Genomic DNA, 12,652 nt, shown 5'->3' on the forward strand with positions numbered 1-12,652 from the left:
CTTGCGTAAAGATAAGGCAGTTTAGGGTTTAGTTTGTCTTAAAATTAACATAAAACCTTACTGAAAAATGATAGTTTTTGATTAAATTATAAGGGTTAACTCCTAATTGCTTTCTAATATGAAATATTTAACGAATATAAGTCTTAAGCCAATTATTACTTTTCTAATACTAATCAGTTGCGTGCTTAGTTTTGCACAAAACCTGCAAGAATATAAAGGTGAAGTCTTGGATAAAAACACTAATAAACCCCTTGCATTAGCAGATTTAACCATAGCCAACTCTAACATTAGTACCATTACTAATAACGCAGGAGAATTTAGCATTAAAGTACCCGATAATCTAGCTCAAAATACGGTAACAATTTCATATTTAGGTTATCAAAAATTAGAATTTTCTTTATCTGATTTTAAAGATAACACCAAGTTTTACTTGTCACAAGCACCAACAGTACTCGCCCAAATAGATTTAGTTAGGCCTACAGATGCCGAAGCTTTAGTAAAGAAAACTTTTGATTTAAAAGGGGATAATTATTTTACGGAGAATGTAAACATGACTGGTTTTTATCGTGAAACCATAAAAAAACGAAACAGAAACGCATCATTATCCGAAGCTGTAGTATCTATAAATAAAGTCGCTTATAACTCTAAAAAAAATGATGAAATAACATTAATAAAAGCCAGAAAAAGCACAGATTATGCTAGACTTGATACTATCGCTTTAAAATTACAAGGAGGCCCTTTTAGTAGTTTATATACAGATGTGATAAAATACCCTGCCTATATATTTAACGACAATACCATGGTTAATTATAACTTTAAATTTGGACAAAACACACAGATTGATAATAGATTGGTATATGTAATCCATTTTGAGCAGAAAAAGAACATTACTAGCCCAATGTACAATGGTAAACTATATATTGACGCCACGACTTACGCCCTGACTAGTGCTGTTTATAATTTAAATGTGGAGAATCGTGAAGCAGCGTCTAAACTTTTTGTTAGAAAAAAACCAAAGACAGCTACCGTTTATCCTACTGAAGCTTCCTATCGTGTAAATTACAGAACAAAAGATGGCAAATGGTACTTTGGATATAGTAACATATTATTGACCTTTAAAATTAATTGGGACAACCGCTGGTTTAATAGTAAATACACCCTACAAAGCGAAATGGCAATTACAGACTGGAATATGGATGACACAAAGCTGTCTTTAAAACAAAGTAAAAAACTTAGACCAAATTCTATTTTACAAAATCAAGCATCGGGATTTTCTGATCCCAATTTTTGGGGAGAGTATAATATTATTGAACCAGAAAAGTCTATTGAAAATGCCATTAATAAAATTGACAAACAATTAAAAAGAGGGTAAACTACACTTAATTATTCTTGATGATTAATAATGATATCAAAATAATTAGGGTCGTAAAATGTTTTAAGCGTATTATACTTTTGTACATCGGTAAGTGTATCTGACACTTTTAAAATCTTTAGATTATGCTCGTAAATACGCCAAATTAACTCGGAACAATAATGCTCTGTGCTATCTTTATAATTAAAACTATGATCAAAGGGTAATTGCTTTTTGTAGTAATACCCTATTTGATTTACAATTTTTTCTTGTTTTACTGAATCTATATTTTTTAAACGTGTGACTAATATTGTGCGATTATGAGAGTTATGCACAAAAGAATCTATTGCCTGCAATCTTAAACCATCTTGATTAGACACACTGCTAGATAAAGCATGTGCAATCTTTAAAGTATCATTTTGTCTAACCACCATACCAAGGTGTGTCACATCATAATCTTCATTCATCATTTTTAATATCATCGTGCTGACTAAGCCATAACCACGACGCAAAATAATGTCTCCACTTTGGAGTTTTGATTTTTCGTTAGCATTTAATTTATACAAAAAAGACGATTCATACGGTCTGTTTGAATCGTCTTTTAAAAATTTATATGCCAATAAAACAACACTAATAACTAGTATAATTTTAATAGCTGTTTTTATCATTTACTCAGCAGCTTCATTATCTTCAAACATGTCATCATCATCAGAATCCATATCAGGGTTACCCGTTTCTTTGTTCTGTTGCCCCATACCTTCTTTATTCATAGATTCTTTATCCATGCTAACTAACCATTTACCATCCTCTTTTACAAGATTCATTGGTATATCTTGGTCACTGTCTTCTTGACTACTTGTCATTTTTACAGTACACACAGCCTTATCACCATCAATTTTAGTCTCTACAACTTCAAAATCAATATCTGCTTCGCTCATTTTATCTGCAAACTGATCTTTAGCTCCAAACGACTCTAACATGGTTAACATCGATTTTGTATCTGTAGTTGCATATTTTTTAGCTGTTTCAAAATCTCCTGAATACATTGCTTCCAAAAAGTTAATTGTTGCACCCTCTGGTCCTCCACCGCCGCAAGCTGTTAACATAAAAAAGCAGGATACTAGAAACGTTTTAAAAATTTGTGTTTTCATTATTTGATTGATTTTTGTTTATGTAAATATAGCGTATTACCATTAATAACCAAATGGCTACTAGCTTAAACCCGCTTCTTAGTTGCTCATTACTAGTTACTTTATAACTAATAATATTCAATAAAACTATTACTTCACCAATTCACCGTAAAGATCAAAATCTTCAGCTTCTGTGATTTTAATGTTGTAATACTCTCCCGTTTTTAAATACGTTTCAGTAGCGTCTATTAACACTTCATTATCTACATCAGGACTATCAAACTCTGTACGACCAACAAAATATGTACCTTCTTTACGGTCTATAACCACTTTAAAGGTATCTCCTATTTTTTCTTGATTTAACTCCCAAGAAATCTGAGATTGAATTTCCATAATTTGGTTAGCTCTATCTTGCTTAACGTCTTGTGGTACGTCATCCTCTAAATTGTAAGCATGTGTGTTTTCTTCATGAGAATACGTAAAACACCCTAAACGTTCAAAACGCATTTCTTTTACCCATTGTTTTAACTCTTGGAAATGTGCTTCAGTTTCGCCTGGATACCCAACAATTAATGTTGTTCTAATAGTCATTTCTGGAACTATAGCTCTAAACTGGTGTATTAGTTTAGTCGTCTTTTCTTTAGTAGTTCCACGACGCATACTTTTTAGTAAATCGTCACTAATATGTTGTAATGGAATATCTAAATAATTACAAATCTTAGGCTCACGCTTCATTAAGTCCAATACATCCATTGGGAAACCCGTTGGAAAAGCATAATGCAATCTTATCCATTCTATACCTTCAACTTTTACTAAGTTTTCAAGTAATTCAGCAAGATTTCTTTTCTTATAAATATCTAAACCGTAATATGTTAAATCTTGAGCAATTAAGATTAGTTCTTTAACACCATTAGCTGCTAATTTTTCAGCTTCGATAACCAAGTTTTCAATTGGTGTCGATTTGTGTTTACCTCTCATTAAAGGAATAGCACAAAAACTACAAGGTCTATCACAACCTTCAGCAATTTTTAAATAGGCATAGTTTTTTGGTGTTGTTGTTAAACGCTCACCAATTAGCTCATGTTTATAATCTGCACCTAAAGCCTTAAGTAATCCTGGTAATTCTGTAGTACCAAAATACTGATCTACATTAGGAATATCCTTCTGTAATTCTGGCTTATATCTTTCACTTAAACAACCTGTTACAAAAACTTTATCAACCTCTCCATCTTCCTTTTTCTGCATATACTCTAAAATAGTATTTACACTTTCCTCTTTGGCATTATTAATAAAACCGCAAGTATTTATAACTACTACATTACCTTCTTCTTCATGCACAACCTCTTTACCGTTAGCTTTTAATTGTCCCATTAGGACTTCGCTATCGTAAACGTTTTTACTACAACCTAAAGTTATTACGTTGATTTTGTTCTTTTTAAGTGACTTTGTTCTCATACCTCATTTTTGGACTGCAAAGATACTATCTAATTTTAATATATCAGATATTAAACCATTATGATTTATATTAGTCAAATAGAAAACTAACACCATGAAACCACGTACTTTACTTATTACTGTATTTGTCCTGAGTATTATAGGTTGTTCTTCGGAAAATGAAAGCGTGTCTATTGAAACCCCTTCTATTGATACTATTTATTTCCCTCCAATAAATTCAAATAACTGGGATACCGTTTCTTCGAATGAACTAAACTGGAATAGCGAAAGTCTTGACGAATTAACTATCTTTTTAAACGAAACCAATACGAAGTCTTTTATAATCTTACACAAAGGAAAAATAGCTTACGAGCAGTATTTTAATGGTCACACAGCAAGCAGTCCATGGTATTGGGCAAGCGCAGGAAAAACATTAACAGCTACCGTTACTGGCATCGCACAAGACCAAGGTTTACTTGATATTAACCAAAGGGTATCTGATTATCTAGGTTTAGGATGGACTAGTACTACCCAAGAACAAGAAAATCTAATAACCAATAAAAACCTTTTATCCATGGATTCTGGTTTAGATGACACATTAGGCCACGCTATTACCACAACTAATTTACAGTACTTGGCAGACTCTGGTACACGATGGGCCTACCACAATGTTTATCTAAAACTACAGGATGTTGTAGCCCAAGCTAACAATCAAACTTGGAATACTTATTTTAATGAAAACTTAAAAGACCCCATTGGTATGACTGGTACATGGATTAATAACGAGGATTTAAACATATATTGGAGCACTAGTCGAAGTATGGCGCGATTTGGATTATTAATATACGCTAACGGACATTGGAATGACACTACAATATTATCTGAATCATTTTTAAATGAAGCCACAAATACGTCTCAAAACATCAATCCAGCTTACGGTTACTTATGGTGGCTGAATGGTAAGGACAGTTTTAATTTACCACAAACTCAAGTCGTTTTTTCCGGAACATTAATACCAAACGCACCTAGTGACATGTATTGTGCATTAGGTAAAAATGACCAAAAAATATACATCGCACCTAGTAAAGACCTAGTTATAATTAGAATGGGAAACGCAGCAAATGATGCTAATTTTGCGCTATCAAACTATGATAATTTACTTTGGGAGCAGATAAATAACGTTATAGATTAGTCGTATTTTAGTGGTGCGACTCTCTTTTTTGAAGCTTGCTCATACAAATATGCATATTCCAATATTTCTTTTTCAGAATCGCCTATTATTGTTAATCCTTTTGGTTCTCCGGTTGTTGTATATCCCATAGGGATTGTAATTGCAGGAATTTCTGCTACAGCAGCAAATCCAACATGATAATTATTGATAGATAAAAAAGCATCTAAGTTGTGTTGTTTTTTGGCAAAATAAAAATACAGCGATCCATTAATTTTTAGCTGTTTTTTAATTTCTAAAAATTCTTCGTTTGTAGCTTTATCTGCTACTATACCTTCAAATAAACTTTGACCATAAGGCATACTATTTATTGAATCTTTTAAATTGAATGCCATAACATCCTCCACAGATTTTAAATCTAATGAAGGATCTCCATATTTAGAAAAATATTCTGGCAGGTCTTTTTTCATATCTAAATTAAGTAGTCTTAAAAAATCTGGCAGTTGGTAATCTTTAGGTTCAAACTCTATAATCGTTGCGCCTTGTGATTTTAAATCAGCTATTGCTTTAACGTATAATGAATCTTCAAGCAAACCTTTGAAAGCTCCAAATGTCTTCCCTCGTAGTGATGCGAATTTAAATTTTGTATAATTAACAGCCCCCCCCTTTTGATTGTTTGATTTAAACGATTTTGAATCTTGTGCATCATAACCATAAATAGCATCCAAAACAATAGATGCATCCATAACGTTTTTAGCAATTGGACCAGCAGTATCTAATGTAGATGAAATTGGAATAATACCAGCACGACTAACTAATCCTATTTTTGGCTTTAAACCAACAACCGAATTCTGGCTAGAAGGAGATAGTATAGAGCCTGACGTTTCACTACCAATTGCAGCTACACAAAAATTAGCTGCCACTGCCACTGCACTTCCAGAACTAGAACCTCCTGTATCAATAGTTTTACGACCGTAAGGATTTAACGTTTGACCTCCTATTGCGCTATAACCACTTGGACAATCCCCACAGAAAAAATAAGCCCATTCGCTTAAATTTGCTTTACCTAAAATTAAGGCGCCTTGTGCTTTAAGTTTAGAAACTATAAAAGCATCCTTTGTATTATTGTTTTGAAGTGCCACTGCGCCCGCTGTAGTAGCCATTTCTGAAGTATTAATATTATCTTTAAGAAGAATAGGCATTCCGTATACCGAATATTTTAAATCCTCAGCAACAACAGCCCTATTACGTAAAGCCTCGTCCCTTAATTTAGCCTCTTTTATACTATTTGGATTAATAGCTATAACAGCATTTAGAGACAAGTTATTTTCTCTATCATATTTTCTAATTCTGAATAAATAAAATTTGGTTAAACTTTCATAAGTTAGATTTCCGTCTAAAATATAGCCTTGTAGTGTAGGAATATCTTTTTCTAAAACTAACGGTTTTAAAGCATTATACTTTGCTTCAGTAAAATCTTCTAAACCTTTATTTAACGCTTCCCAAATCTGAATATTGGTCAAATATTTAGAATCCAAAACTTTAAATTCTCTAAATTCTTTTGCAGAGAGATCAATTGTATCACTATTATCTGTTTTTTCTACTTTAGACGTTCCAGCATCTTTACAACCAACTATGACTAATAATAAAAAGAGGGCTTTTAAAAATTTCATATTATTTTTTTATTAAAAATACAAAAAGGAGAGCATAACGCTCTCCTTTCAATTATAAAAAAGTTGGATGATTTTATTTAAAGAAAGAATCTACAAACTCAAATTTATTAAACACTTGTAAGTCTTCAATACCTTCTCCAACACCAATATATTTAACAGGAATTTGAAATTGGTCACTAATACCAATAACAACACCACCTTTTGCCGTACCGTCTAACTTTGTTACTGCCAAACTAGTTACCTCTGTAGCTACTGTAAATTGTTTAGCCTGTTCAAAAGCATTTTGACCCGTACTACCATCTAAAACTAATAAAACATCGTGAGGCGCGTCTCCAATCACTTTTTGCATGACACGTTTAACTTTTGTTAACTCGTTCATTAAATTAATCTTATTGTGTAAACGTCCAGCAGTATCAATAATAATAACATCTGCATTTTGAGTAACACCAGATTCCAACGCATCAAAAGCAACAGATGCAGGATCTGATCCCATATCTTGTCTAACCATTGGCACATCCACACGGTCTGCCCATACTTGTAATTGGTCTATTGCAGCTGCTCTAAACGTATCTGCAGCACCAAGAACAACACTTAAACCTTGTTTTTTAAATTGATATGCTAATTTACCTATTGTTGTTGTTTTACCAACACCATTAACACCAACCACCATTAAAACATAAGGTGTTTTACTACCGTCTGCTTGCTTTGGTAAAACTGGTATTTTATATTCTGTATCTTCTCCAGCGTCAATTTCTGACAATAAGCCAGCAATCTCTTCACGTAAAATTCTGTTAAGTTCGTCAGTTCCTAAATATTTATCTTTAGATACTCTAACTTCAATACGCTCAATAATTTTTAATGTTGTGTTTACACCAACATCACTTGATACTAAAACTTCTTCAAGATTATCTAAAACAGCATCATCAACTTTTGACTTTCCAGCAACTGCTTTACTTAGCTTTCCTAAAAAGCTAGTACTTGATTTTTCTAAACCTTTATCTAAGGTTTCCTTTTTCTCTGAAGAAAATATTTTTTTAAAAAAACTCATTTGTTTTTTATTGGTTTTTATTGGTTGACGTAATACAATTATAAAGCCTAAATTAAATGACTGCTACATTGTCATAGTTTTACACTGTAAAGTAACGCAATATTTTAAAAACAAAAAAGCTACTTCCTAATAGAAAGTAGCTTTTGTATATTATAAATTTATGAAGACTATTTGTCTTTCATAAAATCGCTAACAAATTCTGGTGACATGATTGATTCAACAAACATGTAAGCTCCAGTTTTAGGAGACTTTACCATTTTAATTGCTTTTGATAATCTTTTAGACGATGTCTGTAAAGATGCTACGGTTTTCTTTGCCATGACTTATATGGTTTTAGTATTCTTATTAAAAAGAATATTATTTAATTTCTTTATGAACGGTCATTTTCTTCAAGATAGGATTGAATTTCTTAATTTCCATTCTATCTGGAGTGTTCTTTTTGTTCTTCGTTGTAATATAACGAGACGTTCCTGGCTGTCCAGACTCCTTGTGCTCTGTGCACTCTAATATTACTTGTACTCTATTACCTCTCTTTGCCATAATTATTATACTTTACCTTTTGGGCAATTATTTTACAAATCCGTTAGCTCTTGCTCTTTTTAATGTAGCAGAGATACCGATTTTATTAATAGTTTTTAACGCTGATGTAGATATTTTTAAAGTTACCCACTTATCTTCTTCAGGAATATAAAAACGTTTTTTAATCAAATTAGCATCAAATGTACGCTTAGTTCTATTCTTTGCGTGAGACACGTTGTTTCCAACCATTGCCTTCTTTCCTGTAAGTTCACAAACTCTTGACATTACTTTATAACTTTAAAATATGTTATTAAAAATCGAGGTGCAAAGATACTAATTATTTACTATTTTACAAGAGCTAAATAATTAATTTTTAAAAATTTCTTTTTGAAGCAACTCTAAAGCCTTATTTACTGTTTTATTTATGACGCGTTCACGATGATTTCCCATCGTAAATTCATGAGCTTCAACTCCGTTTTTTGTAGCTATAGCTATAAAAACGGTTCCTACCTCTGCATCACTATCTCCTTTTGTTGGTCCTGCATTACCTGTTGTGGCAATTGCAAAATCCGAATTCATTTTTTTTCTAACATTGGTCGCCATAGCTTTCGCAACCTCAGAACTAACCACCGAAAAGCGATTTATTAAATCCTCAGGCACGTCCAAAACGTCAATTTTAGTCTGCGTAGCATAACTGACAATTGCACCTTTAAAAAATGCAGATGCTCCAGAATGTGATGTAAATTGTTCCGCCAATTTTCCACCCGTACAACTTTCTGCTAATGCCAAAGTTTGTCCTTTTTGTATTAATTGTTTAGAAATAATTAATTCTAAGCCTTCGGTATTATCTTGATAACCGACAAAAATATCTTGTATTAATGGCAGTATTTTATCTATTTCGATCTGGATCTCTTGTTCTAACTTAGCTTCATCCTCTCCAATACCTGACAAACGCAATCTAACGCTTCCTAAAGCAGGTAAATACGCTAGTTTAATATGTTTTGGCAAACCATCTTCAATAGCCTCTATACGCTCCGCAACTACACTTTCACCTAAACCATAGGTTAAAAGTGTTTTGTGTAGTATAAAAGGGCGTTTGTATTTTTCGGCTAATTTAGGTAGCACCTCCAACTCGATTAAAGATTTCATCTCGTAGGGCACTCCTGGTAATGATATAAACGTTTTGTCACCTTTTTCAATCCACATTCCGGGCGCTGTTCCAAACCTATTGGTTAGTACTTTTGCTTTTGAAGGGACTAAGGCTTGTTTTTTATTTACATCCGAGATAGGCTGATTGATATACTTTTTAAACAGCTGCTCTACATGTTTTAAAACAGCGTCGTCTTGAATTAGAGTATCATTAAAATATTCGGCTAACGTGTGCTTTGTAATATCATCCTTTGTAGGTCCTAAACCTCCAGTAATTATAATAATATCCGCATTTTTTTCTGCTTCAGCAAATGCTTTTAACAGATGTGCTTTATCATCTTGTATGGATGTAATTTGATATACTGAAACACCAATGGAGTTTAGCGCTTTACCTATAAAAGCAGAGTTTGTGTCTACTATTTGACCTATCAGTATCTCATCTCCAATAGTAATTATTTCTGCTTGCATTACAGTTTAAAATCTTGAATAATCTCTTTAGTTGCTCTATCAATTGCAGCCAAAACACTATTTAATTGTGCAGTAATATTTTTATCCTTTTGCTCTAGCTTACCCCAATCTTGTACTACGATTAAGTCGTCTAATATTCCCAACTCGAACATGTCTACTGTTGGTTTCATTTTATGAGCCGTCTGATAGGTTAATAGATAATTTTCATTTTCTACTGCTACCTTTAATATTTCTGCATCCGCTGGCACTTCTTCTATAAAAGTAGAAGCTAAAGCAAATAAAAATTCTTGATCGTTATCTGCTAACTCTTTAAGCCTATGTAGTTTGTAATGTTTTTCCATTTATTTCACATTTATTGAGAATAACTCTCTATCCTCAAGAAAACCTTTTAGTTTATCATTAGCAATTACCTTACCAACGCCTGCCGGTGTTCCCGTAAATATAATATCTCCTATCTTTAAAGTAAAATATTTTGATACATATTCTATTAATTCGTCGATTTTCCACAACATTAAGTTGGTATTTGCACTTTGAACGACCTCAGAATTTTTTTCTAATCTAAAATTAAGACTATCTACGTCAGAAAATTCTGTCTTATCAATCCACTTACCTATTACTGCTGCTCCATCAAAAGATTTTGCCTTTTCCCAAGGTAGCCCTTTATCTTTTAATTGCTTTTGCACATCACGTGCTGTAAAGTCTATCCCCAACCCTACTTGATCGTAGTATTTATGTGCAAATTTTTTATCTATGTGTTTTCCAAGCTTAATGATTTTTACTAAAACCTCAACTTCATAATGCACATCATCTGAAAAATCTGGAATAAAAAAGGGTTGCTTTTTTAAAAGTATTGCATTATCAGATTTTATAAACACTACTGGATCTGTAGGTTTTTCGTTTTCTAATTCTTTAATATGGTCTGTATAATTGCGACCAATGCAAATTAATTTCATATGCTGTTATGTATTAGAGACAGTGCCAGTTTGTCTCGGATTAAAACTATTAAATAAAATTAAAACTTATTATTTAAGGCTCTTAACTTAATTGCTGTCAATACTTTTTTAGTGTATAATGGAAAATCCGCATTTAGTAACCATCCAAAATACCCAGGTTCTTTATCTAAAACATCTGTTACCAGTTTTCCTTTATGTTTTCCAAAAGCAAACACCTCTTGATCATCTTTATTGTAACTTAAAAAACCTGCAAAATCAGCAAATTTACGTCTAGAACTAAACTCAGCTAAAAACTTAGTATCATTCTCCAACTCGTCATAACGTTCTACTTGCGCCTTTAAAACCTCGTAAGTCGCTAAAGTATCTGCTTCTGCAGTATGTGCATTTTCTAAACTTTTATCACAATAAAACTTATAAGCTGCACCCAAGGTACGTTGCTCCATTTTATGAAAAATAGTTTGCACATCTACCGCAACACGTCCTTTCATATCAAATTCCATATCTGCACGTAACATTTCTTCTGCTAAAAGCGGAATATCAAACCGGTTAGAATTAAAGCCTGCTAAATCAGCATCCTTAATCATTGCACTAATTTCTGGTGCTAATTGTTTAAATGTAGGTTCGTTTGCAACTCTCTCATCAGTAACACCGTGTATTGCTGATACTAAAGCCGGAATTGGCATTTCTGGATTAACTAGCCATGTTTTACTTTCTTTATTTCCGTTTGGAAACACTTTTAATATAGAAATCTCTACGACTCTGTCTGATGTTATATTGATTCCAGTCGTTTCTAAATCGAAAAAACAGATGGGCTTGGTTAAGTTTAAAGACATATTTATTTTTTGGTTTACATCAAAAATTGAACATATTAAAGACAATAAAAGCAGTATGACCTGCATTTTACTTAATACAAACAATTTTCGGTACGGTTTATGCAAATATAATTCTAATCTGTTACTTTTACTTTGTAATACTTTTAAAAAATGATAAGAAACCTTACACTACTATTTATTACTTTACTATCGCTAACTGCTTTTGGACAAAACGAACATAAGCATGTTAAATTGCAAGAAGAAATTAAAGGCAAGCGCTATGAGATTTATATAGAAAACACAGACTCTATATCTTACGACATATTTTTAAAGGTGGACACCAATGATTTTAGACGCAGTAGCGAACGCCCTATTTTACAAACAATAAAAGGAAACAGCCGCGTTCGTGTTTTAACCATGGTAAAACTAAACGGTAAAGAAGGTAAATACACTTATATACTAGTGGTCAACGAAGTATCTTACGCTTTAGAAATAGACAAAGACTTTGAGATTATTGACTTTAAATTAGACAAAGAAATAAACAATAAATCTGTCATTTTGTACACGCAAGATGATTGCACCATCTGTCCAGATGCAAAACATATTTTAACCAAAAATAAGATTAGTTATACTGAATACAACTTGGACAAAGACTCCACCAACTACAATAAGATTATAAAAGAATTTAAAGCTATAAAGCCAAAAAGCGATTTCAATAAAATTCCGATCATGAAAATTGATGACAAACTTTACAATGACATTGACAGTCTAGAAAGTTTTATTCAGGCGTTACGCGACGGGTTTAATTAATAAGTAAAAATGGGCTGTTCAAATCCCCTGAAAGTATAAAAGACGTGTATTATGGGTACATTATTCATAAAAAATTAGATAAATTTATTGCTATCCTTTATTTTTAAAAGTGAAAACAAAACAATCAAAACCTAATC

At 32.4% G+C, this 12,652-nt stretch carries 15 protein-coding genes; 3 read left to right on the forward strand and 12 right to left on the reverse strand.

All coding sequences use genetic code 11. The features are described 5' to 3' along the window. The first annotated feature begins 118 nt into the window (after positions 1–118). Positions 119–1,372: a carboxypeptidase-like regulatory domain-containing protein gene (locus CXF54_RS07160; protein ID WP_101203021.1), complete on the forward strand. Its 1,254-nt coding sequence runs from the start codon at positions 119–121 to the stop codon at positions 1,370–1,372. A gap of 11 nt (positions 1,373–1,383) precedes the next feature. On the opposite strand, the gene CXF54_RS07165 is transcribed toward CXF54_RS07160, so the two are convergent. The 3 genes from CXF54_RS07165 to rimO form a co-directional block, all read right to left on the reverse strand. After that, positions 1,384–2,019, reverse strand: a complete 636-nt coding sequence (locus tag CXF54_RS07165; RefSeq protein WP_101203022.1) for a YiiX/YebB-like N1pC/P60 family cysteine hydrolase — start codon at positions 2,017–2,019, stop codon at positions 1,384–1,386. Beyond that, on the reverse strand, positions 2,020–2,502 hold the full coding sequence (locus CXF54_RS07170) for a DUF4878 domain-containing protein (protein ID WP_101203023.1): 483 nt from the start codon (positions 2,500–2,502) through the stop codon (positions 2,020–2,022). A 129-nt stretch (positions 2,503–2,631) separates the two neighbouring features. Next, positions 2,632–3,936: a 30S ribosomal protein S12 methylthiotransferase RimO gene (gene rimO / locus CXF54_RS07175; RefSeq protein ID WP_101203024.1), complete on the reverse strand. Its 1,305-nt coding sequence runs from the start codon at positions 3,934–3,936 to the stop codon at positions 2,632–2,634. Positions 3,937–4,030: 94 nt separating this feature from the next. Between rimO and CXF54_RS07180 the strand changes: the two genes are divergently transcribed. Beyond that, positions 4,031–5,107 (forward strand): serine hydrolase domain-containing protein, encoded by a 1,077-nt coding sequence (locus CXF54_RS07180; protein WP_101203025.1) that lies wholly within the window; start codon positions 4,031–4,033, stop codon positions 5,105–5,107. On the opposite strand, the gene CXF54_RS07185 is transcribed toward CXF54_RS07180, so the two are convergent. From CXF54_RS07185 to CXF54_RS07225, 9 genes are all read right to left on the reverse strand, one after another. Continuing rightward, on the reverse strand, positions 5,104–6,756 hold the full coding sequence (locus CXF54_RS07185; RefSeq protein ID WP_101203026.1) for an amidase family protein: 1,653 nt from the start codon (positions 6,754–6,756) through the stop codon (positions 5,104–5,106). The genes CXF54_RS07180 and CXF54_RS07185 overlap by 4 nt on opposite strands. Positions 6,757–6,829: 73 nt before the next feature. Further along, positions 6,830–7,804 (reverse strand): signal recognition particle-docking protein FtsY, encoded by a 975-nt coding sequence (gene ftsY, locus CXF54_RS07190; protein ID WP_101203027.1) that lies wholly within the window; start codon positions 7,802–7,804, stop codon positions 6,830–6,832. A 167-nt stretch (positions 7,805–7,971) separates the two neighbouring features. Continuing rightward, entirely contained in the window at positions 7,972–8,124 is a 153-nt protein-coding gene (locus CXF54_RS07195; RefSeq protein ID WP_090839173.1) for a DUF4295 domain-containing protein, read from the reverse strand. A 37-nt stretch (positions 8,125–8,161) separates the two neighbouring features. After that, complete coding sequence (rpmG, locus tag CXF54_RS07200) at positions 8,162–8,344, reverse strand: 50S ribosomal protein L33 (protein ID WP_055435478.1); 183 nt, start codon at positions 8,342–8,344, stop codon at positions 8,162–8,164. Between the two features lie 27 nt (positions 8,345–8,371). Then, complete coding sequence (gene rpmB / locus CXF54_RS07205) at positions 8,372–8,608, reverse strand: 50S ribosomal protein L28 (RefSeq protein ID WP_090839172.1); 237 nt, start codon at positions 8,606–8,608, stop codon at positions 8,372–8,374. A gap of 81 nt (positions 8,609–8,689) precedes the next feature. Next, entirely contained in the window at positions 8,690–9,940 is a 1,251-nt protein-coding gene (locus tag CXF54_RS07210) for a competence/damage-inducible protein A (RefSeq protein WP_101203028.1), read from the reverse strand. Further along, entirely contained in the window at positions 9,940–10,281 is a 342-nt protein-coding gene (locus tag CXF54_RS07215) for an Hpt domain-containing protein (protein ID WP_090839168.1), read from the reverse strand. The genes CXF54_RS07210 and CXF54_RS07215 overlap by 1 nt, the downstream gene beginning before the upstream one ends. Next, positions 10,282–10,893, reverse strand: coding sequence for a fumarylacetoacetate hydrolase family protein (locus CXF54_RS07220; RefSeq protein WP_101203029.1), 612 nt, complete (start codon positions 10,891–10,893; stop codon positions 10,282–10,284). A 59-nt stretch (positions 10,894–10,952) separates the two neighbouring features. Continuing rightward, complete coding sequence (locus CXF54_RS07225) at positions 10,953–11,726, reverse strand: 3'-5' exonuclease (protein ID WP_101203030.1); 774 nt, start codon at positions 11,724–11,726, stop codon at positions 10,953–10,955. Between the two features lie 150 nt (positions 11,727–11,876). Between CXF54_RS07225 and CXF54_RS07230 the strand changes: the two genes are divergently transcribed. After that, positions 11,877–12,515: a glutaredoxin family protein gene (locus tag CXF54_RS07230; RefSeq protein WP_101203031.1), complete on the forward strand. Its 639-nt coding sequence runs from the start codon at positions 11,877–11,879 to the stop codon at positions 12,513–12,515. The last annotated feature ends 137 nt before the right edge of the window (positions 12,516–12,652 follow it).

Origin of the sequence: Olleya sp. 1-3, assembly GCF_002836085.1 — a bacterium.
GTDB lineage: Bacteria > Bacteroidota > Bacteroidia > Flavobacteriales > Flavobacteriaceae > Olleya > Olleya namhaensis.